The organism is Vibrio chemaguriensis (genome assembly GCF_012275705.1).
Classification (GTDB): domain Bacteria; phylum Pseudomonadota; class Gammaproteobacteria; order Enterobacterales; family Vibrionaceae; genus Vibrio; species Vibrio diabolicus.
Genome location: NZ_SHOE01000011.1, coordinates 58,829 through 85,664 on the forward strand (window position 1 = coordinate 58,829; position 26,836 = coordinate 85,664).

The window sequence follows — 26,836 nt, forward strand, 5'->3', positions numbered from 1 at the left end:
GTAAGCACGCATTTATTGAAAGGGTAAGCCGGATTTGTTTTCCTAACTGCGACTTTTCAATGCTATAGTTGTGAGCGATTCCCGACGAAACTGATTAATAAGCCATCAAACATGACGTTACGCTCCTTTATTCTTTTTTTCTTGTCGAGCTTACTGCTCGCTGGTTGTTCCTCCGTTCCTGAAAGTGTTACCAGCGTTGAATGGCAAGCTCATGAGCAACGACTCGAGACCATCCAAGATTTTCAAGCAACGGGAAAACTTGGTTATATTGGCCCAGACCAAAGACAAAATTTAAATTTCTACTGGAAACATTCTTCAGCACTAAGCCAGTTGCGTTTAACTACGATTCTCGGACAAACGGCATTAAAGCTCACCATCACCCCACAAGGTGCCACAGTAGAAACTTACGACGATCAGGTCCTTTCCTCTCGCAGTGCAAACCAGCTAATTTACCGTCTTACGGGGTTAATGATGCCCGTTGAACACATGCCTGACTGGCTATTAGGCCTACCGACCGATGCCGACAAATTCCAATTGTCCCCAACCAATACACTGCAAGCGTTAAACAAACAAATTGGTTTAAATGATTGGCGTATTGCTTATCAACGGTATGGCGATGTTCAATGGCATGAGCAGTCTCTACCACTGCCAAATAAGCTGAAACTCACCACTGCTGACGTCAAAATAAATCTAGTGATCACAAAATGGAACATCACCCAATGATCGAACTTTCAACCCGCTGGCCATCACCAGCGAAATTGAATCTCTTTCTATACATCAACGGTCGCACAGAAAATGGCTACCACGAGTTACAAACCTTATTCCAATTCGTCGATCACGGCGATGAACTGACCATAAAAGCCAACGAGTCTGGCGAGATCACCATTTCCCCTGAAATCGAAGGCGTTCCGCTAAAAGACAACCTAATATGGAAAGCAGCAACCGCGCTTCAAGCTTACTCAAACTGCCCTTTTGGCGCGCATATTGAGCTACAGAAAGTGCTGCCTATGGGTGGGGGCATTGGTGGGGGCTCATCGAATGCAGCTACAACACTAGTGGCACTGAACTACTTGTGGCAACTGAATCTAACTGACGATGAACTGGCTGAAATTGGTTTAAAGTTGGGCGCAGACGTGCCCGTATTTGTGCGCGGATTTGCAGCTTTCGCTGAAGGTGTTGGCGAGAAACTCTCCCCCGCTTATCCAGAAGAAAAGTGGTATTTAGTCGTCAGACCGAATGTTTCTATCGCAACCGTCGACGTTTTTTGTCATCCAGATCTAACGCGAAACACCCCAAAACGAGATCTAGAAACACTTTTAAATACGCCAAGCGTAAACGATTGCGAAAAAATTGTACGAATGCTCTACCCAGAGGTTGATAAGCAACTTTCTTGGCTGCTACAATACGCGCCGTCAAGATTGACGGGGACAGGATCTTGCGTTTTTGCTGAATTTTCGAGCAAATCTGAAGCAGAAACTATCCTTGCACAACTCTCTGATAAAGTCTCGGCATTTGTCGCTCAAGGGCGCAATATTTCGCCATTAAAAGAGACTTTGGCTGAATACCAATCAGCCTCACACCGACCTATTTAAACTGGACGCAAACCCGAGGTTTCCACCGTGCCTGATATGAAGCTATTTGCTGGTAACGCAACACCTGAACTAGCCCAACGTATTGCTGATCGTCTTTACATCTCTCTTGGTGATGCATCTGTTTCTCGCTTTTCTGATGGCGAAGTTGCAGTTCAAATCAATGAGAATGTTCGTGGTAGCGATGTTTTCATCATTCAATCCACTTGTGCACCGACTAACGACAACCTAATGGAATTGGTTGTTATGATTGATGCAATGCGCCGTGCTTCAGCAGGCCGTATCACTGCAGTTATCCCTTACTTCGGCTACGCTCGCCAAGACCGTCGTGTACGTTCTGCGCGTGTGCCAATTACTGCAAAAGTTGTTGCTGATTTCCTATCTAACGTTGGTGTTGACCGCGTTCTAACTATCGACCTACACGCAGAGCAAATTCAAGGCTTCTTCGATGTACCTGTAGACAACATCTTCGGCACGCCAGTGCTACTTGAAGATATGCAGGCTCGCGGTCTAGATAACCCTGTTGTAGTATCTCCTGACCTAGGTGGCGTTGTTCGTGCTCGCGCAACAGCAAAAGCACTAGGCGACATCGACATCGCAATCGTAGATAAGCGTCGTCCACGTGCAAACGTTTCTGAAGTAATGAACCTAATCGGTGATGTTGAAGGTCGTGACTGTGTGATCGTTGATGACATGATCGACACAGGTGGCACACTATGTAAAGCAGCTGAAGCACTAAAAGAGCGCGGTGCTAAGCGTGTATTCGCTTACGCTACTCACGCTGTATTCTCAGGCAACGCTGCGGACAACATCAAGAACTCAGTTCTTGACCAAGTTATCGTAACTGACTCTATCTCTCTATCTAAAGAGATGGCTGCAACAGGCAAAGTGACAACACTAAGCCTATCTCGCATGTTGGCTGAAGCGATTCGTCGTATCAGCAACGAAGAGTCAATCTCTGCAATGTTCAACTAATCCGAACATTTCAGTTACACTGATTTCAAAAGCACCCCTCTTTGGGGTGTTTTTTTATTTGTACTGATAACCAGAAAATCCCTTGGTCGCCCACTGTGAGAATTCTGTGCTATCATACTGCGCTTTTTGAGATTCCAGAGAGATCCTAACCTTGAGTCAACAAATCAAACTTCTTGTTGGTCTTGCTAATCCAGGACCAGAATACGCCAGAACTCGTCACAATGCGGGCGCTTGGGTTGTAGAAGAATTAGCACGCGTTCACAACGTTACACTGAAGAACGAACCAAAGTTTTTTGGTCTAACAGGACGCATTATGGTCAATGGCCAGGATCTCCGTTTGCTTATCCCAACCACCTTCATGAATCTATCAGGTAAATCGATCGCAGCGCTTGCGAAATTTTATCAAATTAAACCTGAAGAGATCATGGTTGCTCATGACGAGCTAGACTTACCGCCAGGTGTCGCTAAGTTTAAAAAAGGTGGGGGTCACGGTGGACACAACGGTCTGCGTGACACCATTAGCAAACTGGGCAATAACAAAGATTTTTATCGTCTTCGCATTGGCATTGGTCATCCGGGACACAAAGATAAAGTGGCGGGTTTTGTATTAGGTAAAGCGCCAGCTAAAGAGCAAGAGCTTTTAGATGCAGCAGCTGATGAGGCTGTTCGTTGTCTAGATATCCTGATTAAGGATGGCCTATCTAAAGCACAAAATCGCCTCCACACGTTCAAAGCTGAATAAGGTTACTATCATGGGTTTTAAATGTGGCATCGTTGGTCTACCTAACGTAGGTAAATCAACTCTGTTCAACGCACTAACTAAAGCGGGTATCGAAGCAGCAAACTTCCCGTTCTGTACCATTGAACCAAACACTGGTGTGGTTCCTGTGCCAGATCTACGTCTAGACGCACTAGCTAAGATCGTTAACCCACAGAGAGTTCTTCCAACGACGATGGAGTTCGTGGACATCGCTGGTCTTGTTGCTGGTGCATCACGTGGTGAAGGTTTAGGTAACAAATTCCTAGCTAACATCCGTGAAACAGACGCGATTGGCCACGTTGTACGTTGTTTTGAAAACGAAAACATTGTTCATGTTTCAGGTAAAGTTTCACCTATCGAAGATATCGAAGTGATCAACCTTGAACTTGCAATGGCTGACCTTGATTCTTGTGAGCGCGCGATTCAACGTAACGCGAAGAAGGCAAAAGGCGGCGATAAAGACGCAAAATTTGAACTAACAGTACTAGAAAAACTGTTACCAGTACTAACTGAAGGCGGCATGGCACGCACAGTTGAGCTATCTAAAGAAGAGTTAGCAGCAATCGGCTACCTAAACTTCCTTACACTGAAGCCAACTATGTACATTGCAAACGTAAACGAAGATGGTTTCGAAAATAACCCATATCTAGATGCGGTTCGCGAGTTCGCAGAAAAAGAAAACAACGTCGTTGTACCTGTATGTGCAGCTATCGAATCTGAACTATCTGAACTAGAAGATGAAGATCGCGAAGAATTCCTAGCGGATATGGGGATCGAAGAACCGGGGCTGAACCGTGTAATTCGCTCTGGTTACGAGCTACTGACTCTACACACCTACTTCACGGCAGGTGTTAAAGAAGTACGTGCGTGGACAATCCCTGTTGGTGCAACTGCGCCTCAGGCTGCAGGTAAGATCCACACTGACTTCGAGAAAGGCTTTATTCGTGCAGAAGTAGTCGGTTACGACGATTTCATCCAATTCAATGGTGAAAATGGCGCAAAAGACGCAGGTAAATGGCGTCTAGAAGGCAAAGACTACATCGTAAAAGATGGTGATGTTGTACACTTCCGCTTCAATGTTTAATTAAATGAATGAATTTTAAACACTTCATTTACACTAAAAGCCAGCTGCTAAGCTGGCTTTTTTAATACCTTAAGTAAATGAGCAAAAATAAATTACCTAACTGCGAGCTAATTTATTTCCAGTTTTAGATCATAAACACGCCTCTTTGTTTAAAAAGGAAGCGAACGAGGTTTTTTCCGAAATTTATTAAAAAAAACTGTTGACGGATCTCACTCAACTTCGCATAATGCGCGCCGTTCCCAACGACAAGGCAACGAAGCGTTGAGAGCAAAAAATATGGTTTTGGCTACGTAGCTCAGCTGGTTAGAGCACATCACTCATAATGATGGGGTCACAGGTTCGAATCCCGTCGTAGCCACCATTCCTAAGTGTTCTTTTTATCAGAGCAATTAGGAATAGATGCGGAAGTGGCGGAATTGGTAGACGCACCAGATTTAGGTTCTGGCGCCGCAAGGTGTGAGAGTTCAAGTCTCTCCTTCCGCACCATATTTTGAATAGTCATTGTGACTATTGCCTGCAGGTCTATCGCCAAGCGGTAAGGCAGCGGCTTTTGATGCCGCCATTCCCTGGTTCGAATCCAGGTAGACCTGCCATTATTCAAGTGAGATTCCTTTATAAAAGGGGTTGTCACTGAGAGCGTGAAGGTTTATATTGTCTCGCTCCAAAAGATGGCTACGTAGCTCAGCTGGTTAGAGCACATCACTCATAATGATGGGGTCACAGGTTCGAATCCCGTCGTAGCCACCATGAACAACGTTATTTAGGTTTTTACCAATTACCTTGATAACTACAGAATAAGTTGCGGAAGTGGCGGAATTGGTAGACGCACCAGATTTAGGTTCTGGCGCCGCAAGGTGTGAGAGTTCAAGTCTCTCCTTCCGCACCATTATTAAAGTCTCTTGTATTAGAGCAATGTAGGGCTATCGCCAAGCGGTAAGGCAGCGGCTTTTGATGCCGCCATTCCCTGGTTCGAATCCAGGTAGCCCTGCCACATACAATGATATTGAGATTTTACCAATTATCTTGATATCTACAGATCAAGTTGCGGAAGTGGCGGAATTGGTAGACGCACCAGATTTAGGTTCTGGCGCCGCAAGGTGTGAGAGTTCAAGTCTCTCCTTCCGCACCATTATTGATCAAAAGTTTAAAATGGCTACGTAGCTCAGCTGGTTAGAGCACATCACTCATAATGATGGGGTCACAGGTTCGAATCCCGTCGTAGCCACCATTGATTGGATTGCTAGCATAAGCTATCAGTCACGTAGATTTAAGATGCGGAAGTGGCGGAATTGGTAGACGCACCAGATTTAGGTTCTGGCGCCGCAAGGTGTGAGAGTTCAAGTCTCTCCTTCCGCACCATCTTAAATTAATCTACACTATCAGAATACGCGGAAGTGGCGGAATTGGTAGACGCACCAGATTTAGGTTCTGGCGCCGTAAGGTGTGAGAGTTCAAGTCTCTCCTTCCGCACCATTCTTTCTCTCGATAAGAGAGGTTAAGTAGTCTTTGACTATTTAAGCTGTAGGGCTATCGCCAAGCGGTAAGGCAGCGGCTTTTGATGCCGCCATTCCCTGGTTCGAATCCAGGTAGCCCTGCCATACACAACGATATTGAGATTTTACCAATTATCTTGATATCTACAGATTAAGTTGCGGAAGTGGCGGAATTGGTAGACGCACCAGATTTAGGTTCTGGCGCCGCAAGGTGTGAGAGTTCAAGTCTCTCCTTCCGCACCATTATCGGAAAACCCAGCATGACTTTGCTGGGTTTTTTCTTTTTTGGTTCTGGACTCGGGAAATCATTAGATTTGCCGAATTAAAAAAGCGAGCTCATGGCTCGCTTTTTTTCTATCTGTGATTTGAGTAGCTTACTACATACCTAACGCGTATTTCAGTACTTGAGCCTTAATTGGCCCTGAGTTTTCAGCAAGCTTCAATGCAGCATTACGTACAAACTTCAATGGCCCAAGGTCGTTGCTAAAACCTTTATAGAAAAAGTCCATGCCAGTCTGCATGAGTAAGTTGTCAGGTCGACGTGCACGTTCGTATTTCGCGAGTAAGGCATCTTCCAGCTGTTCTTTGTGTTCTGTTACCGAAAGGAGAACGTCTACATCTTTGAAGCCTAAGTTTACCCCTTGCCCTGCAAGCGGATTGATCGTATGAGCAGAGTCACCCACTAATACGCAATTTTTGCTTGAGTAGCTTTGCGCATGACGACGAGTGAGTGGAAATGAGCCAAACTGTAAAACTTCAATATCGCCCAATTCAGCAGGGAAATGACGTAAGATTTCTTCCCTCAGTTGAGGTTTACCCATCGCACACAGTTGTTTAATGCGTTTTGGCGAGTCATACCAAACCAACGAACCTTGGCCTATTTCTTGACCGTCTTCATTAGTCAAAGAGCACAAAGGTAAAAATGAACGCGGGCCTGAAGGAGTAAATTGTTGCCAAGTGATATCTTGCTGTGGCAATTCTGTTTTCACGTTAATCAACATGCAGTGTTGTCGGTAATCCCACGCAGTCACACCAATTCCAGCCAATTGACGAACTTTAGAGTTTGCACCATCAGCACCAATTACCCAGTTAGCTTCAAACTGCGCCCCACTTTCTAGTGTCACAAGGTTTACATCTGCAAACTCAATGTCTTTTAATCGCTCGGGACACATCACGGTTAGATTGTCATACTGAGAGAAGACTTGCCAAAGACCTAATTGGATTAGGCGGTTTTCAACGATATAACCGAGCTGCTCCAATGACAGTTCATCAGAGTGAAAACGAGTACGGCACTCCGGGTGCTCCCAAGTTTCTAAACGCCGATAAGGGCAAACTCGCATACTTTTAATTTCTGACCATGCGCCGAGTGAATCAAGTAACTCCACCGACTGGTGCGAAATCGCAGATACGCGAATATCCATCGCCTGAGCGGCATCAAAAGCTTTGGGTTTTGCACCTTCAACCAAGACAACGCTTCTGCCCTGCTTGGCAAATCCAACAGCGACGGCTGCCCCAACCATACCGCCACCGATCACGGCGATGTCATACTTGTTCATTTTTTACTCTTCATCGTGCTGATTAATTGGCGTTTTTTATTGTACTTTCCATGGCTATTTTTACAAAATTGTTTAACAAAAAACCTTGTTCTGCATAGGGCGAAAAACTAGATTTCATCAGGCTTTGCAGAGAATTAGCCAGATCACTAGTCAGGTGCTTTTTAAAGCAGTACAATACGCCGCTTACCGCCGTGATGGCGGCTATAATTTGAGCAATAGCTCTCCAATTTAAGTACAACTGAACGAGCGAAAGTGAGATGAGTAAGAAACTGCTAATTAAAACCTGGGGCTGCCAGATGAACGAATACGATTCATCAAAAATGGCCGACCTGCTTAATGCTGCAAACGGCTACGAGCTGACGGAAGAGCCAGAGGAAGCAGACGTACTTCTACTTAACACCTGTTCGATCCGTGAAAAAGCGCAAGAGAAAGTTTTCCACCAGCTTGGCCGCTGGAAAACACTAAAAGATAAAAAACCTGGCGTAGTTATCGGTGTAGGTGGTTGTGTAGCAACGCAAGAAGGTGACCATATTCGTGAACGTGCACCATACGTCGACGTTATTTTTGGCCCACAAACTCTGCACCGCCTACCTGAGATGATCAAACAATCTCAGTCGGATGACGCACCAGTTATGGACATTTCGTTCCCAGAGATCGAAAAGTTCGACCGCCTACCAGAGCCTCGTGCGGAAGGCGCGACAGCATTCGTTTCTATTATGGAAGGCTGCTCGAAGTACTGTACTTACTGTGTCGTACCGTACACTCGTGGTGAAGAAGTAAGCCGTCCAATGGATGACGTGCTGTTCGAAATCGCACAGCTTGCTGAACAAGGCGTACGTGAAGTAAACCTACTGGGTCAAAACGTAAACGCGTACCGCGGTCCAACACACGACGGTGAAATCTGTTCATTTGCAGAACTGCTTCGTTTGGTTGCGTCTATCGATGGTATCGACCGTATTCGTTTCACAACGAGCCACCCGCTAGAATTCACTGACGACATCATCGCGGTTTACGAAGATACGCCTGAGCTTGTGAGCTTCCTGCACTTACCTGTGCAAAGTGGTAGTGACCGTATCCTAACTATGATGAAACGCCCTCACACCGCTATCGAGTACAAGTCGATCATCCGTAAACTGCGTAAAGCTCGTCCTGATATTCAAATCAGTTCAGACTTTATTGTTGGTTTCCCTGGTGAGACAGACAAAGACTTCCAAGACACAATGAAGCTAATCAAAGATGTAGACTTTGACATGAGCTTCAGCTTCATCTTCTCTCCACGTCCAGGTACGCCAGCAGCGGATTACCCTTGTGATGTATCAGAACAAGTGAAGAAAGAGCGCCTTTACGAACTACAGCAAACTATCAATGCTCAAGCGATGCGTTACTCTCGCTTAATGCTTGGCACAGAACAACGTGTTCTAGTTGAAGGTCCTTCGAAGAAAAACCTAATGGAACTGCGCGCTCGTACAGAAAACAACCGTGTAGTAAACTTTGAAGGTAGTGCAGACCTAATTGGTCAGTTCGTTGATGTGAAGATCGTAGACGTATTTGCGAACTCACTGCGTGGTGAGCTAGTACGTACTGAAAAAGACATGGATCTTCGTAGTGTGATTTCCCCAACGCAGATGATGGCGAAAACACGTCGCGAAGATGAGCTGGGTGTAGCTACTTTTACGCCATAAGCTCGTATAAATAGCCATGGAGAGCCTGGTCGTTATCAGGCTCTCATTAAGTGGCAAAAAATGAGAGGCAACATTGAGTAATAAAATCGTAACTCTAGAAATTAACCTAGAACCTTCCGACAACCGCCGACTTGCTAGCCTGTGCGGTCCATTCGATGACAACATCAAGCATTTAGAACGTCGTCTAGGCGTTGAAATTAACCACCGTAGTGACCATTTTACAATTGTCGGTAAACCTCATACCGCATCAGCTGCGCTGGATATCCTGAAAACTCTGTATGTTGATACCGCACCTGTACGAGGTGAGATCCCAGACATTGAGCCTGAACAGATCCATTTAGCGATTAAAGAGTCTGGTGTTCTTGAGCAGAATACTGAGTCTAATATCGAGCATGGTAAAGAAGTCTTCGTCAAAACCAAGAAAGGCGTGATCAAACCACGTACGCCAAACCAAGCTCAGTACTTGGTTAATATGGTCACGCATGATATTTCTTTTGGTATTGGCCCAGCTGGTACAGGTAAAACTTATCTTGCTGTTGCAGCAGCAGTTGACGCACTAGAGCGCCAAGAGATCCGTCGTATTCTATTGACGCGCCCTGCGGTTGAAGCCGGTGAGAAACTGGGCTTCCTACCTGGTGACTTAAGCCAGAAAGTCGACCCATACCTACGTCCGCTATACGATGCCCTATTTGAAATGTTGGGCTTTGAGCGCGTAGAGAAGCTGATTGAACGTAACGTGATTGAGGTAGCCCCTCTTGCTTACATGCGTGGTCGTACTCTAAACGACGCTTTCATCATTCTTGATGAGAGTCAGAACACCACGGTTGAGCAGATGAAGATGTTCCTAACGCGTATTGGTTTTAACTCTCGCGCAGTTATCACTGGTGACGTCACGCAAATCGACTTACCTCGTGGTGCAAAATCGGGTCTTCGTCATGCTATTGAAGTACTAAGCGAAGTCGACGACATCAGCTTTAACTTCTTTTTAGCAGACGACGTTGTACGTCACCCAGTGGTTGCTCGTATCGTTAACGCGTATGAGAAGTGGGAAGCACAAGACCAGAAAGAGCGTAAAGAGTTCGAGAAGCGTCGTCGTGAAGAACGCGATGCGAAGTTATTAGAAGCAGCGAAAGCCGAACTGAATGCACAAGTTGCTTCCACTAAGGAATAATCATGGCGATTGAACTTGATCTGCAACTGGCAGTCGAAAATGAAGAAGGGCTGCCTTCGCAGCAAGATTTCCAATTGTGGCTAGATAAGACGATTCCTCTCTTCCAGCCACAAGCCGAAGTCACCATTCGCATTGTGGATGAACAAGAAAGTCACACGCTTAACCATGAGTATCGTGGTAAAGATAAACCGACCAATGTGTTGTCTTTTCCATTTGAAGCCCCTCCAGGTATGGAAATAGATTTACTTGGCGACTTAATTATTTGCCGCCAAGTCGTTGAAAAAGAGGCAATTGAACAGAACAAGCCTCTGTTAGCACATTGGGCGCATATGGTTGTACATGGCAGCTTGCATCTGCTAGGTTATGATCATATTGAGGATGACGAAGCCGAAGAGATGGAGTCCCTCGAAACCGAAATCATGCAAGGTATGGGCTATGAAGACCCTTACATTGCTGAAAAAGAGTAGCCATTGGCTATTCAGCAGGGAAAGGCGAACCACCAAAATGATTCTCGTGTTCGCCTCTCTATGTGTGCTATCACACTTCTGATAGCGTTACTTAATTGAGAAACAATGAACGAAGATAATTCTCCCTCTTCTAACGAAGATAAGAAAGAAAAGGCAGAAGGTCCGAGTAGAAAGTCCTTCTTTGAACGTCTAGGTCAATTATTTCAGGGCGAACCAAAAGATCGCCAAGAGCTTGTGGATGTTATCCGTGACTCTGAAGTCAATGACCTGATTGACCATGACACCCGCGATATGCTTGAAGGTGTTATGGAAATCTCCGAAATGCGCGTGCGTGACATTATGATCCCGCGTTCGCAAATGGTTACGGTTGAGCGTACTCACGACCTTGATACCTTGGTTGCCTTGATTACCGATGCTCAACACTCTCGCTACCCTGTGATCAGCGAAGATAAAGACCATGTGGAAGGCATTCTTCTTGCGAAGGACTTACTTAAATACTTAGGCTCAGGCAGTAATCCATTTGATATCGAAGAAGTTATTCGACCAGCCGTTGTGGTACCGGAAAGTAAACGCGTTGATCGACTGCTGAAAGAGTTCCGTGAAGAACGTTATCATATGGCCATTGTTGTCGATGAATTCGGTGGTGTTTCTGGTCTTGTGACCATTGAAGATATCCTTGAAGAAATCGTCGGGGATATCGAAGATGAATTCGATGAAAGCGAAGAGACAGACATTCGTAAGCTTAGCAAGCATACGTTTGCTGTCAGAGCGCTGACAACCATCGAAGAGTTTAATGAGACATTTGGAACTAACTTCAGCGATGAGGAAGTAGATACCGTTGGTGGCATGGTCATGACTGCCTTTGGTCACTTACCTTCTCGTGGTGAACTGGTTGAAATTGAAGGTTACAACTTCAAAGTCACCGCTGCCGATAACCGTCGTGTCATTCAACTCCAAGTGACGATCCCAGACGAAGAAACCCTGGTTGAAGCCACTCAAGAGTAACGCGATACCCATTGGGAATCTCAGAAAATTATAATGATGAATGAACTCTTTCATCGCCTCAAGCGGCCCTTAGTGGCCGCTTTTGTTGGCGCCTCTACTACGCTCGCTTTTGCACCTTACCAGTTGTGGCCTGTTGCCATTCTTAGCCCAGCTATTCTACTGATTCTTCTTGCTAACCAAACACCGAAACGCGCACTGTGGATTGGCTATGCTTGGGGGTTAGGTCAATTTGCAACTGGCGTTAGCTGGGTGTACGTCAGTATCTCCGGCTTTGGTGGCATGCCACTGATTGCTAATTTATTTTTAATGGGCTTGCTTGTCGCCTACTTGGCTGTTTATTCCGGCTTATTTGCTTGGCTCAACAACAAACTCTTTCCTCAATTTACGCTCACAAAAGCGCTTCTCGCTGCGCCCGCTTTATGGCTAATCAGCGATTGGTTGCGTGGTTGGGTGATGACCGGCTTCCCGTGGCTATGGCTAGGCTACAGCCAGATTGATGCTCCACTAGCAAGCTTTGCGCCTATCGGTGGCGTGGAACTGCTCACTCTGTTTATCCTTATTAGTGCGGGGGCATTAGCCTATGCTTGGGTTCATAAACAGTGGCTGATGGTGATTATTCCTGCGGTATTACTCAGCACAGGCTTTGGGATTCGAAACTACGATTGGGTAACACCTCGACCAGAAGACACGACTAAGCTCGCGCTGATTCAAGGTAACGTTGACCAAAACCTTAAGTGGCTGCCAAGCCAACGTTGGCCAACCATCATGAAATACGCCGATCTCACTCGTGAAAACTGGGACGCTGATATTATCGTCTGGCCAGAAGCTGCAATTCCTGCTTTTGAAATTGAAGTGCCTTCATTTTTGAGCAATATCGACAGCGCAGCAAAAATGAATAACAGCGCAATCATCACTGGTGTCGTCAACCAAGCTGAAGATCGACAGTTCTACAACAGTATCCTATCCCTTGGCATCACACCATACGGTGACTACAGTTTCGACTTGAGCGAACGCTACCATAAGCATCACTTGTTACCGTTTGGTGAGTTTGTTCCATTTGAAGATATTTTGCGCCCATTAGCGCCATTCTTTAACTTGCCGATGTCGTCGTTTAGCCGGGGAGCTTTTGTGCAGCCCAACATCGTTGCGAATGGCATGCACATGGCACCAGCGCTTTGCTATGAGATCATCTTTAATGAACAAGTGCGTCAAAATGTGACTGACGAAACGGACTTCATTCTAACGTTATCAAACGACGCATGGTTTGGTCACTCTATCGGCCCTCTTCAGCATATGGAGATCGCCCGTATGCGTGCCTTAGAATTAGGTAAACCGCTCATCCGCTCGACTAACAACGGATTAACAGCGGTAACCGATCACAAGGGAAAAATCGTTGAGCAAGTACCGCAGTTTGAAACTGCAGTGCTACGCGCAGAGCTCACCCCAACCAATGGGAAAACGCCATATCGAATCGTAGGTACTTGGCCATTGTATATTTGGGTGGGATTAAGTTTAGCGCTGGCTTTCGGTTTAAGAAGAAAACAGAGCTGATAACAGCTTGAAAGTAGAAAAGACAAAAAAGAGGCGACCAAGCCTCTTTTTTATTCATTGCATTATACAGTCGTTACGCGCCATTTATGGCTTTAATGACTGGCGAGTAAAGCCTTTGTGACCACATTTAATACACGGAATGATTACAGTTGGGTGGTTATACGTTGTCTTGTGACCACACTCATCACAGACCAAAGTGCCTAAGCCTATCACCTCTCCTGCTTCATATAGCCCTTGATGCTCTAAGTCATCGAACAACTCAACCCACTCAACTTTAGTTCGGTCTGTAATCTCTAACAGCCCTTGCCATATCGAATCCGCAATCGTTAAGTAAAACGGGCCGCTTTTACTGTCCTCGTAACTCTCTGAAAACTCTTTTAAGTCTGCTTTAAGGTACGCTTTGATTAAAGCCAATTCATCTTTGGTCAAGTCATTAGCAGCATCCACCACTTTGCCCGACGTCTCAATCGCTTTGTTAACTTCTTCCGGACTGTGCTTCAAGGTTTCAATCACATCCTCGAGCATTTCCTCATAACCTGTTTTACGTTTAGGCATAACTGACCTCCATCTTTCTCCTACCTGCGTCACTTAAGGGCGCATGGGTACAGATTGGCTATTGTTGTGATCCCTAGCTTTAGGTATTCTATGACGATCTATTTAAGTCTGTTCTAACCGAACTCACAAATTCCAAGATAACGGATACCATCGATGCAAGAACAATACAACCCACAAGATATTGAACAAAAAGTTCAAAAGCACTGGGATGACAACAAAACCTTTGTTGTAAGTGAAGACCCAAATAAAGAAAAATTCTACTGTCTATCCATGTTCCCATACCCAAGTGGTCGACTGCACATGGGTCACGTGCGCAACTACACTATCGGTGATGTAGTATCTCGTTTCCAACGCCTACAAGGCAAAAACGTGATGCAACCAATCGGTTGGGACGCATTCGGTCTACCAGCAGAAAACGCAGCAGTAAAAAACAAAACTGCGCCAGCACCTTGGACTTACGAAAACATCGAATACATGAAGAACCAACTTAAGCTTCTAGGCTTTGGTTACGATTGGAACCGTGAATTCGCAACTTGTACACCGGAGTACTACCGCTGGGAGCAAGAGTTCTTCACTAAGCTTTACGAGAAAGGTTTAGTTTACAAGAAGACTTCTTCTGTTAACTGGTGTCCTAACGACCAAACTGTTCTTGCAAACGAGCAGGTTGAAGACGGTTGTTGCTGGCGTTGTGATACGCCTGTAGAGCAAAAAGAAATCCCTCAATGGTTCATCAAAATCACTGAGTACGCTCAAGAGCTACTAGACGACCTAGACAAGCTTGAAGGTTGGCCTGAAATGGTGAAAACCATGCAGCGCAACTGGATTGGCCGCTCTGAAGGCGTTGAGCTGAAGTTTGAAGTTAAGGGTCAACAAGACCTAGAAGTTTACACAACACGTCCAGATACGCTAATGGGTGTGACTTACGTGGGCATCGCAGCCGGCCACCCTCTTGCAGCTCTTGCTGCAGAGAACAATCCAGAGCTTGCAGCGTTTATCGACGAATGTAAGAACAACAAGGTTGCAGAAGCTGAGCTAGCGACAATGGAGAAGAAAGGTATGGCTACTGGCCTTACTGCCATTCATCCATTGAACGGCCGTGAAGTTCCTGTTTACGTAGCAAACTTCGTACTGATGGACTACGGTACAGGCGCGGTAATGGCAGTACCTGCACACGACCAACGTGACTACGAGTTCGCAACGAAGTACGGTCTAGACATCGTGCCAGTTATCAAGCCTGCTGATGGCAGCGAGCTAGACATCTCTGAAGCAGCATACACTGAGAAAGGCGTACTGTTCGATTCAGGTGAATTCGACGGCCTAGAATTCCAAGCGGCGTTCGATGCAATTGCAGCGAAGCTAGAAGCAGAAGGCAAAGGCACTAAGACTGTAAACTTCCGTCTACGCGACTGGGGTGTATCTCGTCAACGTTACTGGGGCGCACCAATCCCAATGGTAACGACTGAAGACGGTGAAGTTCACCCAGTACCTGCTGACCAACTACCAGTGATTCTTCCAGAAGACGTGGTAATGGACGGCGTAACCAGCCCAATCAAAGCAGATAAAGAATGGGCGAAGACCACATTCAACGGCGAACCTGCTCTACGTGAGACAGATACGTTCGATACGTTCATGGAATCTTCTTGGTACTACGCGCGTTACTGTTCACCGCAAGCAGACGACATCCTAGATCCAGAAAAAGCAAACTACTGGCTACCAGTAGACCAGTACATCGGCGGTATCGAGCACGCTTGTATGCACCTACTGTACTCTCGCTTCTTCCACAAGTTGCTACGTGACGCGGGCTACGTAACGTCTGACGAACCGTTCAAGCAGCTACTGTGTCAAGGCATGGTACTGGCAGACGCGTTCTACTTCGAGAACGAGAAAGGCGGTAAAGAGTGGGTAGCTCCAACAGACGTAGCCGTTGAACGTGATGGTAAAGGCCGCATTACTTCTGCTAAAGACACTGAAGGTCGCGATGTAACGCACTCAGGCATGATCAAGATGTCTAAGTCTAAGAACAACGGTATCGACCCTCAAGAAATGGTAGACAAGTACGGCGCTGACACAGTACGTCTATTCATGATGTTCGCGTCTCCAGCGGACATGACACTTGAATGGCAAGAGTCTGGCGTAGAAGGTGCGAATCGCTTCCTGAAACGTGTTTGGAAACTAGTGAAAGAGCACACAGCGAAAGGCGCAGCAGAAGCAGTAGATACCGCAGCGCTTTCTGGTGATCAAAAAGCACTTCGCCGTGACGTTCACAAAACTATCGCGAAAGTGACGGACGATATCGCTCGTCGTCAAACATTCAACACCGCGATCGCAGCGATCATGGAGCTGATGAACAAACTAGCGAAAGCGCCTCAAGAATCTGCGCAAGATCGTGCAATCCTTGACGAAGCACTGAAAGCTATTGTTGTCATGCTTTACCCTATCACTCCGCATATCTCATACGAGCTATGGGCAGCACTAGGTGAAACAGACATTGATAACGCGGCATGGCCGACGTTTGACGAAAAAGCGCTAGTTGAAGACGAAAAAACTATCGTTGTTCAAGTTAACGGTAAGCTACGTGCGAAGCTAACAGTCCCAGCGGATATCTCTAAAGACGATATCGAACAGCTTGGTCTAAACGACGAAAACGTGGTTAAGTTCACTGATGGCCTGACTATTCGTAAAGTCATTTACGTTCCAGGTAAACTGCTGAACATCGTTGCAAACTAATCACAGCTTGCAATTTGTCTCTGTTTAGCGAACTTATTTGTTAACCAAGAGTCATTAAACAGGGTAGTTCGCTACCCTGTTTATTTACCTCAAACCATTCACATGAGTGGTTTAAGGTAAATAACCCCTTCAATTTAGGATGAATACAATCAATGCGCTTTTTCTCTTTGATTAAACTACCAGTGGTATTGGTATTAGCGGGGCTTCTTTCTGCCTGTGGTTTTCACCTTCGCGGCGAGTATTCCGTACCGGAAGAGCTGCACACTATGTCTTTCTCCAGCTACGATGAATACAGTGAATTAACTCGCTATGTTCGCTCTCAACTCGAACTGAACAAAGTTGAACTTGTTCAACCATCATCGACGGTACCCAACCTTCATTTGACGGAAGCGACTATCGATGAGCGTACACTGTCTCTGTATCAAAATAGCCGTGCAGCAGAAAAAGAGCTGACATACGTAGTAAAATACCGTGTGACGATTCCTGGCTATGGCTCTAAAAACTTTACGACAACAGTAAACCGCAACTACCTAGACAACCCGTTGACGGCACTTGCAAAATCTGTTGAACGTGACGTAATTGAAGACGAGATGCGCTTGCAAGCTGCAAAACAGATGATGCGCCAGTTGGGCCGTATTCGTGCCGAATATGAAGCAGGACAAATCTCTGAGCCAGCGAACACAAACTCTTAATCACTATGCGAATTTATGCCGATAAATTAACGGATCATTTAACTAAACACATTAAACAAGTTTACCTAATCTTTGGGAATGAGCCGTTACTGATTCAAGAGAGCCGCCAAGCAATCCAAAAGGCAGCGTTTCAACAAGGTTTTGAGGAAAAACACCGTTTTGCGGTAGACGCAAGCATCGACTGGAATCAAGTTTACGATTGCTTCCAAGCGATGAGCCTGTTCTCAAACCGTCAATTGATCGAGCTTGAAATTCCAGAAAGTGGCGTGACAACCGCCGTCAGCAAAGAGCTGCAAACACTGTGTGATATGCTGCATGATGACATCATGCTCGTCATTGTTGGTAGTAAACTGACCAAAGCCCAAGAAAATGCGAAATGGTTCAAAGCATTAAGCTCAAAAGGCGACTGGGTAAGCTGTTTGTCGCCAGATCTACAACGCTTACCTATGTTCATTCAGGCACGTTGCCGCACGTTGGGACTAAAGCCCGATCAACAATCACTGCAAATGTTGGCTCAATGGCATGAAGGTAACCTATTTGCATTGTCACAAAGCTTAGAGAAATTGGCCCTACTCTACCCGGATGGTGAGCTGACTATCATACGTTTAGAGGAAGCCCTAAGTCGCCATAATCACTTCACTACGTTTAACTGGATCGACGCCTTACTGGCAGGTAAAGCAAACCGTGCACAACGCATTCTTCGCCAACTTGAGGCGGAAGGGGTCGAGACCGTGATCTTGATTCGAAGTGTACAAAAAGAGTTGAGCCAACTTTTAAATATGCATCAAGACTTAACTCAAATGGGAATGAACCAGGTATTTGAGAAATATCGAGTTTGGCAAAACAAGCGTCCACTCTATAACGCAGCACTGACCCGCTTATCGGCGAGTCGTATTTGTGCATTGCTCTCCTTGTTGGCTCAAGCAGAGATAAAAGCCAAAACTCAATATGACGAGTCTGTATGGCCAACTATTCATCAGTTGAGCTTAGAAACCTGCTCTCCTGATATTAAGCTGGCAATTTAAAAATCAAAGCGTGATATAGTGCGCGACCTGTTTTGCAAGCAAGAATGTAAAACACTGTAGAGATAAGAGACAAACCGAGGAAAACCGAGTGCTTCGCGAAGAACTGAAAGACTTTTTAGCTGATAAAGCCGACGACATGAAAGCGGAAGACATTATCGTCCTAAATGTGGAAGATAAATCAAGCGTGACAGATTACATGATCATCTGTACTGGCACATCCAAACGCCACGTTTCATCCATCGCTGACCACGTTGCAACAGAAGTGAAAAAAGCCGGTCTTGAGCCACTAGGAATGGAAGGTGAAAACGAAGGTGAATGGGTAGTCCTAGATATGGGCGACGCCATGCTTCACGTGATGCAAGAAGAGCACCGCGAACTCTACCAGCTAGAAAAACTCTGGGGTTAATCTTTTGAAAATTCAACTAATTGCTGTTGGCACAAAAATGCCAAAATGGGTTGAGGAAGGCTTTCAAGAATATCGTCGCCGTTTCCCACATGATATGCCATTGGAGTTGATTGAAATCTCTGCTGGCAAACGTGGAAAAAATGCCGATATCGCTCGCATCCTGCAAAAAGAAGGGGAAGCGATGCTCGCTGCGGTACCAAAAGGCAACCGTATCGTCACGTTAGATATCCCAGGTAAAAAATGGGATACTCCTCAACTCGCTGAGCAGTTAGAAGCTTGGAAATTAGATGGCCGTGATGTATCAATCTTAATCGGCGGTCCTGAAGGACTCGCTCCCGCATGCAAAGCTGCAGCAGACCAAAGCTGGTCATTGTCTGCCTTAACGCTACCCCACCCTTTAGTGCGTATCGTAATGGCAGAAAGCTTGTATCGAGCGTGGAGCATCACCGCGAACCATCCTTACCACCGCGAATAATCGTTGTTTAACTTTAGAGCCAAGCGTTAATGATTCGTAAGCGCCGCAGTCAAATCCGAGATTATCAAGCCGAAGCGCGTCTGTTTGCCAGCCGCGCTATTGTCGCTTTTATCGGTATTGTTCTCTTGATGGGAGCTCTGGTCGCCAACATGTACAACATTCAGGTGAACCAGTTTCAAGATTATCAAACCCGCTCGAACGATAACCGCATCAAAGTGGTGCCTATCGCGCCTAACCGAGGTCTGATTTATGATCGAAATGGTGTTTTACTGGCAGAGAACCGTCCCGTCTTTAACTTAGAACTGACTCCAGAAAAAATTAAAGACATTGATGCAACCATCCAAGAACTACAAACCATTCTGGAAATTACCCCAGATCAGATTGAACGTTTCCACCAAGAGCGTAAACGGACTCGTCGATTTAAGTCGGTCCCACTGCTTACCCAACTGAACGAAAAACAAGTAGCGGTATTCTCCGTCAATCAGTACCGCTTTCCTGGTGTAGAAATAAGTGCGACCTTAAAGCGCTATTACCCTTTCAGCGAAGTCTTAACCCACGTGATTGGTTACGTTTCTCGAATCAATGATCGCGACATGCAGCGCCTGATCCGTGAAGAAAAAGACGCAAACTATCAAGCCACTCGCGACATTGGTAAGCTGGGTATCGAAAAATACTACGAAGACCTCTTACACGGTACGGCCGGATATCAAGAAGTCGAGGTAAACAGCCGCGGCCGAGTAATTCGTACGTTAAAGTACGTTCCACCTGTACCCGGAAAAGACATCGTTTTAAACCTTGATATCAACTTGCAGCTGTACGTACACCAATTATTGGATGGCCGCCGAGGCAGTGCTGTAGTGATCGATCCTAGAGACAACGGCGTACTGGCTATGGTTTCAAGCCCTAGCTACGACCCTAACTCGTTCGTGCACGGAATCTCGGGTAAAGACTACCGCGCCCTTTTGAACGATAAAAACCGTCCTTTGGTCAACCGTACTACACTTGGCATTTATCCACCCGCGTCTACCATCAAACCATTTATGGCGGTAGCCGCGCTACAAGAAGGTGTCGTCACACCGAACACTACGCGAAATGATCCAGGTTATTGGCGCATACCAAATTCCAACACACGCCCATTCCGTGACTGGTTGCGTTGGGGACACGGACGCGTCGATATCATTAAGTCGATCGAAGAGTCTGTTGATACCTTCTACTATCAAATCGCTTATGACATGGGTATTGACCGTATTTCAAATTGGATGATGATGTTCGGTTTTGGTGATTACACTGGCATCGATATCTACGAAGAAAGTAAGGCGAATATGCCGACTCGTGACTGGAAAATGTCTCGCCATAAAACCCCGTGGTACAAAGGCGATACGATCCCTGTGGGTATCGGCCAAGGTTATTGGACAGCAACACCAATGCAAATCGCCAAAGCGACCTCCGTATTAGTAAATGAGGGAGAAGTTATCGCACCTCACTTGCTCAAAGCGACGATAGAGAACGGCAACGACTTCGAAGAACAACAAACAACAGAATACGTGACTTACCCGCCAATCAAGAATGTACCGAAAAAGTACTGGGATATGGCGAAAGAAGGCATGCGTCGGGTAAACCATGGCACGCGCGGAACAGCTCGCCGCTCATTCTACAAAATGAGTTATCAAACAGCGGGTAAATCAGGTACTGCACAGGTCTTCGGTCTGGGTGAAAACGAAGAGTACAACGCCGATGAGATCGCCGAGCACTTACGTGACCATGCGTTATTTACTGGCTTTGCACCATTTGATGATCCTAAAGTGGTCGTCACTGTAGTACTAGAAAACGCCGGCGGTGGTTCTAGCAACGGTGCCCCAGTAGTAAGGAAAATTTTTGACCGAGTCGTTCTAGGCCCAGAAGAAATTGAGCCTGAAAACAATGCGAAGAAAGAGGTAAAACAGTAATGAAGATGGATCCCTCTACAGGTAAAAATCGCGCCCTGTTTGAACGCTTCCATATCGACTTACCACTCCTACTTGGCATACTGGCCCTGATGGGGTTTGGCCTGGTGATCATGTACAGCGCTAGTGGCCAAAGTTTACTAATGATGGATCGCCAAGCTATGCGGATGGTGCTTTCACTCGTTGTGATGATCGTTCTTGCGCAGCTTTCTCCACGAACCTACGAGAGCTTGGCACCTTTGATGTTCGTCGGCGGCGTCATACTGCTCTTTGGCGTGCTGTTTTTCGGTGAAGCCTCGAAAGGCGCACAGCGTTGGCTTAACCTCGGTTTTGTGCGCTTTCAACCTTCCGAGTTATTGAAGCTCGCGGTGCCATTAATGGTGGCACGCTATGTTGGTCGACAGCCCCTTCCGCCAACGCTAAAAACACTCATCGTTGCACTGATTATGGTCTGCTTACCAACCATCCTCATTGCAAAACAGCCTGACTTAGGGACCTCTATCCTAATCGCCGCTTCCGGTATTTTTGTTATCTTCCTCGCGGGCATTAGTTGGAAAATCATCGCTGGTGCCGCCATCGCACTCGGTGGTTTCATTCCGATTTTGTGGTTCTTCTTGATGCGCGAATACCAAAAAGTTCGCGTACGTACTCTGTTTAACCCAGAGTCAGATCCGCTTGGTGCGGGCTACCACATTATTCAGAGTAAAATCGCGATTGGCTCTGGTGGTATTTCAGGCAAAGGTTGGTTGCAAGGCACTCAATCACAACTGGAATTTCTTCCTGAACGACACACTGACTTTATCTTTGCAGTAATTGCTGAAGAATGGGGTATGATTGGCTTCCTTTGCCTTTTAGCCATCTATCTATTTATTATTGGACGAGGTTTATACCTCGCCAGCCAAGCGCAAACTGCATTTGGACGAATGATGGCAGGCAGTATTGTACTCAGCTTCTTCGTGTATATTTTTGTAAATATTGGCATGGTAAGTGGCATCCTACCTGTAGTAGGTGTACCGTTGCCACTCATTAGTTATGGCGGCACATCAATGGTAACCTTGATGGCTGGCTTTGGTATTCTGATGTCAATTCATACGCACCGAAAAGCATTCTCTAAGGCGACCTAGACATGCAAAAACGCGCTTTATATTCCTTGGTTTTCTCTGCTCTTATTTTGGCAGGCTGTTCATCAACTAGCCAAAAAGAACAAGAAGGCCGTTACGAACTCGAATCCGATGTTGCACCGGATACACCGCTTTCAGTCGAACACATCGAGGATGCGCACCCTAAATATGAACCGTACAGCCTAGGTGGGAACAAAGATTACCACTTGCGTGGCAAAGACTACAAAATAGTTCGCGATGCCAAAGGCTTTAAAGAAAAAGGCCGCGCATCTTGGTATGGGAAGAAGTTCCAAGGTCATTTGACTTCTAATGGCGAAATCTATGACATGTACTCAATGACAGCGGCTCATAAAACGCTACCGTTACCGAGTTACGTAAAAGTCACCAACACTGACAACGGCAAAACTACCGTAGTACGAGTTAATGACCGAGGCCCGTTTCACGATGGCCGTATTATCGATTTAAGCTATGCCGCAGCACATAAGTTAGATGTGATAAAAACAGGTACAGCGAACGTGGAAATTGAAGTAATCAGTATCAATCAGCCCACGGATAAAAAATCTTTAGAAGCGCACCCTAAGTACGTTATTCAGGTGGCATCATCAAAAAATGAAGAACGCGCACGAACTTTAGGGACAGAGCTTGGTCAAAAACTGGATACAGAAACTTTCCTAGAAAATGCGAAAGAGTCTTATCGCTTGTTGTTAGGGCCATTTACTGACTATTCCCTGACGCAAGCCACTCTAGATAAAGTAAAGTTGCTCGGCTATTCGTCTGCATTTATTAAAAAACACAACACTGCCAAATGACCTAGTGTCATGAATTTCTCCTCGATCCCCTCTTACATAGCTGGGGATTCTGATAAGATGTCCGCAGTTAACCCAAAAATTTGAATTACCATGAATAAAAATAAGTTTGTGAAATCTATTCTCGTTTCTTCGGTTGCCCTTTCTGCAACTTTCGCTCAATCTGCTCTTGCATCACCTATCGTTGTTCCAGATGCCCCTCAAATCGCTGCGAAGGGCTACGTACTGATGGATTACCATTCAGGTAAAGTACTGGCAGAGAAAGAGATGAACACAAAATTGTCTCCAGCTAGTCTGACTAAGATGATGACCAGCTACGTAATCGGCCAAGAACTAGCGCGTGGTAATATCTCAGAAGATGACGATGTCACCATCAGTAAAAATGCATGGGCGAAAAACTTCCCTGAATCATCAAAAATGTTCATTGAAGTAGGCACAACTGTAAAAGTACGTGACCTAAACCGCGGTATCATTGTCCAGTCTGGTAACGATGCCTGTGTAGCGATGGCTGAACACATTGCAGGCTCAGAAGATGCGTTTGTTGACCTAATGAACGCTTGGGCCAACACACTAGGTATGACGAACTCGCACTTTGCCAACGTTCATGGTCTAGATAACGCCGAGCTGTACTCGACACCATACGACATGGCATTGCTAGGTAAGGCCCTGATCCGTGACGTACCAAATGAGTACCGCGTGTACTCAGAGAAGAAATTTACTTACAACGGCATCACCCAATACAACCGTAACGGTCTACTTTGGGACAAGAGTATGAACGTTGATGGCATCAAAACGGGTCACACAAGCAATGCAGGTTACAGCCTAGTAAGTTCAGCAACTGAAGGCCAAATGCGTTTGGTTGCGGTCGTAATGGGCACTAAAGATGCCAATGCTCGTAAGTCAGAAAGCAAAAAGCTACTAAGCTACGGCTTCCGTTTCTTCGAAACAGTAGCGCCGCACAAAGCAGGTGAAACGTTCGTTGAAGAAAAAGTGTGGATGGGTAACAAAGACACTGTAGCGTTGGGCCTTGACCAAGATACTTACGTAACACTACCACGTGGTGAAGCGAAAAACCTAAAAGCCAGCTTCGTCCTTGAAAAAGAGCTAGAAGCCCCAATTAATAAAGGTGATGTAGTTGGTAAGCTATACTATCAGATCGATGGTGAAGATATTGCCGAATACCCACTAATGGCACTAGAAACCGTAGAGCAAGGTAGTCTATTTAGCCGCATGTGGGATTACATCGTATTGTTATTCAAGAGCTTCTTCTAAGAAGAACGTTAGAGTAGCAAACTTATTCGCAAAGCCGCCTGAAAGGGCGGCTTTTTAAGTTTGAGATCCTCGTCTTGAGTTCCCCCTAATTTGACTGTACTATTTCGCACCGCAACGAATATCTACTGGAGTTATCGATATGCTAACCATCAACTCTGATGCAAAATTAAAAGACCTGCTTGAGTTCCCTTGTTCATTTACTTACAAGGTAATGGGTCATGCAAAGCCTGAACTTCCAGAGCTTGTTCTTGAAGTTATTCAGCGCCATGCTCCAGGTGACTACAGCCCGACCGTTAAACCAAGTGCTAAGGGCAACTACCACTCGGTATCAATCAACATCACTGCAACGTCTATCGAGCAAGTTGAGACGCTATACAAAGAGTTAGGTGAAATTGACATCGTGCGCATGGTTCTATAATTTTTTGATAGATTAAATTTTTTTTGAAAGCAGCTTCGGCTGCTTTCTTTTTATTTATCAACCAGATAACAAAACTTTACATCGCTTTCAGTTAAAAATCTGTTACTCAGCGGTAGAGCATCAGGGTTATCCGGTTTATAATCCAAAAACTTTATATATTAGCAACAGGAATTCCCATGCAACACCAACTTGTTGTAAAACGACTTGGCCGCCAAGACTATGAGCCTGTATGGAAGGCGATGCATGAGTTCACCGACCAACGCACAGAAGAAACCCCTGATGAAGTCTGGTTGGTAGAACATAACCCAGTATTTACGCAAGGTCAGGCAGGTAAAGCTGAGCACCTTATTAACACTGGTGACATTCCTGTTGTACAAAGTGATCGCGGAGGCCAGGTTACGTATCATGGCCCTGGTCAGTTGGTCGCCTATTTCTTGATCAACTTACGCCGCAAAAAATTAGGTGTACGAGATCTCGTTACCACTATCGAGAACCTCGTGATCAACACGCTAAAAGCATACAATATCGATTCGGCCGCGCGACCTGACGCACCAGGCGTTTACGTTGACGGTAAAAAAATATGCTCTCTCGGTTTACGCATTCGTAAAGGATGCTCGTTTCATGGCTTAGCCTTGAACGTAAATATGGATTTAACACCGTTTCTGCGTATTAACCCTTGTGGTTATGAAGGTATGGAAATGGTTCAGGTCAGCCAATTTGGCGGCCCAGACAATGTAGAAGCCGTAGAAAAACAATTAATAGAAGAACTCGTTACTTTGCTCGACTATGAGCAAGTAGAATTCAGCACAGAAGCACCTTCTCAAGGTAATAAAGCATGAGCAAACCAATCCAGATGGAAAAAGGCGTTAAATATCGTGACGCCGATAAAATGGCATTGATTCCCGTAAAGAACATGCCTACAGAGCAGAAAGAAGTGCTACGTAAGCCTGATTGGATGAAGATCAAGCTACCAGCCGACAGCCAACGAATTCAAGACATCAAGGCGGCGATGCGCAAGAATAAACTTCACTCCGTATGTGAAGAAGCATCTTGCCCTAACCTAGCGGAATGTTTTAACCACGGTACTGCTACCTTCATGATCCTAGGTGCCATTTGTACTCGTCGTTGTCCTTTCTGTGACGTTGCTCATGGCCGCCCATTACCACCGGAAGCAGAAGAGCCTCAAAAACTGGCGAAAACCATCGCAGATATGAAGCTGAAATACGTAGTAATCACTTCTGTAGACCGTGACGATCTGCGTGATGGTGGTGCACAGCACTTTGTCGACTGTAACCGCGAGATCCGTGCGTTGAACCCGCATATTAAGATTGAAACTCTGGTTCCTGACTTCCGTGGTCGTATGGACGTAGCGCTTGATCTAATGAAAGATAACCCGCCAGATGTCTTCAACCACAACCTAGAAACAGCGCCACGTCTTTACCGTAAAGCTCGCCCAGGTGCAAACTACAAGTGGTCGCTGGAGCTTCTTAAGAAGTTCAAAGAGCAGCATCCAGATGTACCGACCAAATCTGGTTTGATGATGGGTCTTGGTGAAACCAAAGAAGAAATCATCGAAGTACTGAAAGATCTACGCGCACACGGCGTAACGATGCTGACTCTAGGTCAGTACTTAGCGCCAAGCCGTCACCACTTGCCAGTAGAGCGTTACGTTCCGCCATCAGAGTTTGACGAGCTAAAAGAAGTTGCACTAGAGCTTGGCTTCACGCACGCAGCGTGTGGTCCATTTGTTCGCTCTTCTTACCATGCCGATATGCAGGCTCAAGGTATCGAGATTAAATAAGCTCTCGCTTGTTTTGAAAAGCTTGTTTTGAAAAGAAAGGTTGGCTCAGTGCCAACCTTTTTTGTATCTGGCAAATGATGATAAAAAGCCATTCTACCACCGTCATTCTGAACAGCGAGGAACGAGCGTGATTCAGAATCAGTTTTCAGAGTACTGATGATTTTTAGGGAAACTCTGAGTAAAAGAGTGTGCCTCAACAAGATTCCTGATCTCGCCTAGGCTCGTCGGAATGACGTGGTTTGAATATATTGAAAAGAGACAG

Annotated in this window: 24 protein-coding genes and 12 tRNA genes; 34 read left to right on the top strand and 2 right to left on the bottom strand. The window is 45.8% G+C overall.

Annotation, left to right across the window (positions count from 1 at the left end):
* The first annotated feature begins 111 nt into the window (after positions 1–111).
* The 17 genes from lolB (at position 112) to EX191_RS12235 (ending at position 6,144) form a co-directional block, all read left to right on the top strand.
* Complete coding sequence (lolB, locus tag EX191_RS12155) at positions 112–723, top strand: lipoprotein insertase outer membrane protein LolB (protein ID WP_005393172.1); 612 nt, start codon at positions 112–114, stop codon at positions 721–723.
* Positions 720–1,592, top strand: a complete 873-nt coding sequence (gene ispE / locus EX191_RS12160) for a 4-(cytidine 5'-diphospho)-2-C-methyl-D-erythritol kinase (protein ID WP_193447828.1) — start codon at positions 720–722, stop codon at positions 1,590–1,592. The genes lolB and ispE overlap by 4 nt, the downstream gene beginning before the upstream one ends.
* Before the next feature lie 27 nt (positions 1,593–1,619).
* Entirely contained in the window at positions 1,620–2,564 is a 945-nt protein-coding gene (locus EX191_RS12165; RefSeq protein ID WP_005393176.1) for a ribose-phosphate pyrophosphokinase, read from the top strand.
* 151 nt (positions 2,565–2,715) lie between these two features.
* Positions 2,716–3,306 carry an aminoacyl-tRNA hydrolase gene (pth, locus tag EX191_RS12170; protein WP_005384112.1) on the top strand — a complete coding sequence of 197 codons (591 nt, stop codon included), beginning with the start codon at positions 2,716–2,718 and terminating at the stop codon, positions 3,304–3,306.
* A 10-nt stretch (positions 3,307–3,316) separates the two neighbouring features.
* Positions 3,317–4,408, top strand: coding sequence for a redox-regulated ATPase YchF (gene ychF / locus EX191_RS12175; protein WP_005393178.1), 1,092 nt, complete (start codon positions 3,317–3,319; stop codon positions 4,406–4,408).
* Positions 4,409–4,692: 284 nt separating this feature from the next.
* Positions 4,693–4,769: transfer RNA gene (locus EX191_RS12180), tRNA-Met, on the top strand.
* A 40-nt stretch (positions 4,770–4,809) separates the two neighbouring features.
* Positions 4,810–4,894 (top strand) — tRNA-Leu (locus EX191_RS12185).
* A 32-nt stretch (positions 4,895–4,926) separates the two neighbouring features.
* Positions 4,927–5,001: transfer RNA gene (locus EX191_RS12190), tRNA-Gln, on the top strand.
* 77 nt (positions 5,002–5,078) lie between these two features.
* Positions 5,079–5,155: transfer RNA gene (locus EX191_RS12195), tRNA-Met, on the top strand.
* 54 nt (positions 5,156–5,209) lie between these two features.
* Positions 5,210–5,294: transfer RNA gene (locus EX191_RS12200), tRNA-Leu, on the top strand.
* Between the two features lie 30 nt (positions 5,295–5,324).
* Positions 5,325–5,399, top strand: a tRNA-Gln gene (locus tag EX191_RS12205).
* A 53-nt stretch (positions 5,400–5,452) separates the two neighbouring features.
* Positions 5,453–5,537, top strand: a tRNA-Leu gene (locus EX191_RS12210).
* A 22-nt stretch (positions 5,538–5,559) separates the two neighbouring features.
* A tRNA-Met gene (locus EX191_RS12215) sits at positions 5,560–5,636 on the top strand.
* Between the two features lie 46 nt (positions 5,637–5,682).
* Positions 5,683–5,767 (top strand) — tRNA-Leu (locus EX191_RS12220).
* 29 nt (positions 5,768–5,796) lie between these two features.
* Positions 5,797–5,881 (top strand) — tRNA-Leu (locus EX191_RS12225).
* Between the two features lie 50 nt (positions 5,882–5,931).
* A tRNA-Gln gene (locus EX191_RS12230) sits at positions 5,932–6,006 on the top strand.
* 53 nt (positions 6,007–6,059) lie between these two features.
* A tRNA-Leu gene (locus EX191_RS12235) sits at positions 6,060–6,144 on the top strand.
* A gap of 134 nt (positions 6,145–6,278) precedes the next feature.
* On the opposite strand, the gene EX191_RS12240 is transcribed toward EX191_RS12235, so the two are convergent.
* Entirely contained in the window at positions 6,279–7,457 is a 1,179-nt protein-coding gene (locus EX191_RS12240; RefSeq protein WP_193447829.1) for a 2-octaprenyl-3-methyl-6-methoxy-1,4-benzoquinol hydroxylase, read from the bottom strand.
* A 257-nt stretch (positions 7,458–7,714) separates the two neighbouring features.
* On the opposite strand from EX191_RS12240, the gene miaB reads away from it, so the two are divergent.
* From miaB to lnt, 5 genes are all read left to right on the top strand, one after another.
* Entirely contained in the window at positions 7,715–9,139 is a 1,425-nt protein-coding gene (gene miaB / locus EX191_RS12245) for a tRNA (N6-isopentenyl adenosine(37)-C2)-methylthiotransferase MiaB (protein WP_005391310.1), read from the top strand.
* A gap of 73 nt (positions 9,140–9,212) precedes the next feature.
* The gene (locus EX191_RS12250; RefSeq protein WP_005373033.1) at positions 9,213–10,310 is read left to right on the top strand and encodes a PhoH family protein; all 1,098 of its coding nucleotides are present in this window, start codon (positions 9,213–9,215) and stop codon (positions 10,308–10,310) included.
* Positions 10,311–10,312: 2 nt separating this feature from the next.
* Positions 10,313–10,777 (top strand): rRNA maturation RNase YbeY, encoded by a 465-nt coding sequence (gene ybeY / locus EX191_RS12255; RefSeq protein ID WP_005391311.1) that lies wholly within the window; start codon positions 10,313–10,315, stop codon positions 10,775–10,777.
* A gap of 105 nt (positions 10,778–10,882) precedes the next feature.
* Positions 10,883–11,782, top strand: coding sequence for a CNNM family magnesium/cobalt transport protein CorC (gene corC / locus EX191_RS12260; RefSeq protein ID WP_005384118.1), 900 nt, complete (start codon positions 10,883–10,885; stop codon positions 11,780–11,782).
* A 33-nt stretch (positions 11,783–11,815) separates the two neighbouring features.
* A complete protein-coding gene (lnt, locus tag EX191_RS12265) occupies positions 11,816–13,333 on the top strand; it encodes an apolipoprotein N-acyltransferase (protein WP_193447830.1) in 1,518 nt (505 codons plus the stop codon).
* 84 nt (positions 13,334–13,417) lie between these two features.
* On the opposite strand, the gene EX191_RS12270 is transcribed toward lnt, so the two are convergent.
* Positions 13,418–13,888 carry a zinc ribbon-containing protein gene (locus EX191_RS12270; RefSeq protein WP_005373024.1) on the bottom strand — a complete coding sequence of 157 codons (471 nt, stop codon included), beginning with the start codon at positions 13,886–13,888 and terminating at the stop codon, positions 13,418–13,420.
* Between the two features lie 153 nt (positions 13,889–14,041).
* Here EX191_RS12270 and leuS point away from each other — a divergent pair, with 153 nt between their 5' ends.
* The 12 genes from leuS (at position 14,042) to lipA (ending at position 26,574) form a co-directional block, all read left to right on the top strand.
* On the top strand, positions 14,042–16,615 hold the full coding sequence (gene leuS / locus EX191_RS12275) for a leucine--tRNA ligase (protein ID WP_005391313.1): 2,574 nt from the start codon (positions 14,042–14,044) through the stop codon (positions 16,613–16,615).
* 152 nt (positions 16,616–16,767) lie between these two features.
* Entirely contained in the window at positions 16,768–17,307 is a 540-nt protein-coding gene (locus EX191_RS12280; RefSeq protein WP_005373019.1) for an LPS-assembly lipoprotein LptE, read from the top strand.
* 5 nt (positions 17,308–17,312) lie between these two features.
* Positions 17,313–18,332, top strand: coding sequence for a DNA polymerase III subunit delta (gene holA / locus EX191_RS12285; RefSeq protein WP_193447831.1), 1,020 nt, complete (start codon positions 17,313–17,315; stop codon positions 18,330–18,332).
* Positions 18,333–18,420: 88 nt separating this feature from the next.
* Positions 18,421–18,738 carry a ribosome silencing factor gene (gene rsfS, locus EX191_RS12290; RefSeq protein ID WP_005373015.1) on the top strand — a complete coding sequence of 106 codons (318 nt, stop codon included), beginning with the start codon at positions 18,421–18,423 and terminating at the stop codon, positions 18,736–18,738.
* 4 nt (positions 18,739–18,742) lie between these two features.
* On the top strand, positions 18,743–19,213 hold the full coding sequence (gene rlmH, locus EX191_RS12295) for a 23S rRNA (pseudouridine(1915)-N(3))-methyltransferase RlmH (RefSeq protein WP_017821762.1): 471 nt from the start codon (positions 18,743–18,745) through the stop codon (positions 19,211–19,213).
* A gap of 29 nt (positions 19,214–19,242) precedes the next feature.
* Positions 19,243–21,159 carry a penicillin-binding protein 2 gene (mrdA, locus tag EX191_RS12300; protein WP_005391316.1) on the top strand — a complete coding sequence of 639 codons (1,917 nt, stop codon included), beginning with the start codon at positions 19,243–19,245 and terminating at the stop codon, positions 21,157–21,159.
* Positions 21,159–22,280, top strand: coding sequence for a rod shape-determining protein RodA (rodA, locus tag EX191_RS12305; protein WP_005391317.1), 1,122 nt, complete (start codon positions 21,159–21,161; stop codon positions 22,278–22,280). Before mrdA ends, rodA begins: the two co-directional genes overlap by 1 nt.
* 2 nt (positions 22,281–22,282) lie before the next feature.
* Positions 22,283–23,086, top strand: coding sequence for a septal ring lytic transglycosylase RlpA family protein (locus EX191_RS12310; protein WP_046874297.1), 804 nt, complete (start codon positions 22,283–22,285; stop codon positions 23,084–23,086).
* Between the two features lie 90 nt (positions 23,087–23,176).
* On the top strand, positions 23,177–24,355 hold the full coding sequence (locus EX191_RS12315) for a serine hydrolase (RefSeq protein WP_012842069.1): 1,179 nt from the start codon (positions 23,177–23,179) through the stop codon (positions 24,353–24,355).
* A 139-nt stretch (positions 24,356–24,494) separates the two neighbouring features.
* Positions 24,495–24,773, top strand: a complete 279-nt coding sequence (ybeD, locus tag EX191_RS12320; protein WP_005384135.1) for a DUF493 family protein YbeD — start codon at positions 24,495–24,497, stop codon at positions 24,771–24,773.
* A gap of 176 nt (positions 24,774–24,949) precedes the next feature.
* Positions 24,950–25,612, top strand: coding sequence for a lipoyl(octanoyl) transferase LipB (gene lipB, locus EX191_RS12325; RefSeq protein ID WP_005391320.1), 663 nt, complete (start codon positions 24,950–24,952; stop codon positions 25,610–25,612).
* A complete protein-coding gene (gene lipA / locus EX191_RS12330; RefSeq protein ID WP_193447832.1) occupies positions 25,609–26,574 on the top strand; it encodes a lipoyl synthase in 966 nt (321 codons plus the stop codon). The genes lipB and lipA overlap by 4 nt, the downstream gene beginning before the upstream one ends.
* The last annotated feature ends 262 nt before the right edge of the window (positions 26,575–26,836 follow it).

Bases quoted from the DNA above. Each gene is read 5' to 3' on its own strand.
- lolB (WP_005393172.1), top strand. From the start codon at position 112: ATGACGTTACGCTCCTTTATTCTTTTTTTCTTGTCGAGCTTACTGCTC.
- ispE (WP_193447828.1), top strand. From the start codon at position 720: ATGATCGAACTTTCAACCCGCTGGCCATCACCAGCGAAATTGAATCTC.
- ychF (WP_005393178.1), top strand. From the start codon at position 3,317: ATGGGTTTTAAATGTGGCATCGTTGGTCTACCTAACGTAGGTAAATCA.
- EX191_RS12240 (WP_193447829.1), bottom strand. From the start codon at position 7,457: ATGAACAAGTATGACATCGCCGTGATCGGTGGCGGTATGGTTGGGGCA.
- miaB (WP_005391310.1), top strand. From the start codon at position 7,715: ATGAGTAAGAAACTGCTAATTAAAACCTGGGGCTGCCAGATGAACGAA.
- ybeY (WP_005391311.1), top strand. From the start codon at position 10,313: ATGGCGATTGAACTTGATCTGCAACTGGCAGTCGAAAATGAAGAAGGG.
- corC (WP_005384118.1), top strand. From the start codon at position 10,883: ATGAACGAAGATAATTCTCCCTCTTCTAACGAAGATAAGAAAGAAAAG.
- lnt (WP_193447830.1), top strand. From the start codon at position 11,816: ATGATGAATGAACTCTTTCATCGCCTCAAGCGGCCCTTAGTGGCCGCT.
- EX191_RS12270 (WP_005373024.1), bottom strand. From the start codon at position 13,888: ATGCCTAAACGTAAAACAGGTTATGAGGAAATGCTCGAGGATGTGATT.
- leuS (WP_005391313.1), top strand. From the start codon at position 14,042: ATGCAAGAACAATACAACCCACAAGATATTGAACAAAAAGTTCAAAAG.
- EX191_RS12280 (WP_005373019.1), top strand. From the start codon at position 16,768: ATGCGCTTTTTCTCTTTGATTAAACTACCAGTGGTATTGGTATTAGCG.
- holA (WP_193447831.1), top strand. From the start codon at position 17,313: ATGCGAATTTATGCCGATAAATTAACGGATCATTTAACTAAACACATT.
- mrdA (WP_005391316.1), top strand. From the start codon at position 19,243: ATGATTCGTAAGCGCCGCAGTCAAATCCGAGATTATCAAGCCGAAGCG.
- rodA (WP_005391317.1), top strand. From the start codon at position 21,159: ATGAAGATGGATCCCTCTACAGGTAAAAATCGCGCCCTGTTTGAACGC.
- EX191_RS12310 (WP_046874297.1), top strand. From the start codon at position 22,283: ATGCAAAAACGCGCTTTATATTCCTTGGTTTTCTCTGCTCTTATTTTG.
- EX191_RS12315 (WP_012842069.1), top strand. From the start codon at position 23,177: ATGAATAAAAATAAGTTTGTGAAATCTATTCTCGTTTCTTCGGTTGCC.
- ybeD (WP_005384135.1), top strand. From the start codon at position 24,495: ATGCTAACCATCAACTCTGATGCAAAATTAAAAGACCTGCTTGAGTTC.
- lipB (WP_005391320.1), top strand. From the start codon at position 24,950: ATGCAACACCAACTTGTTGTAAAACGACTTGGCCGCCAAGACTATGAG.
- lipA (WP_193447832.1), top strand. From the start codon at position 25,609: ATGAGCAAACCAATCCAGATGGAAAAAGGCGTTAAATATCGTGACGCC.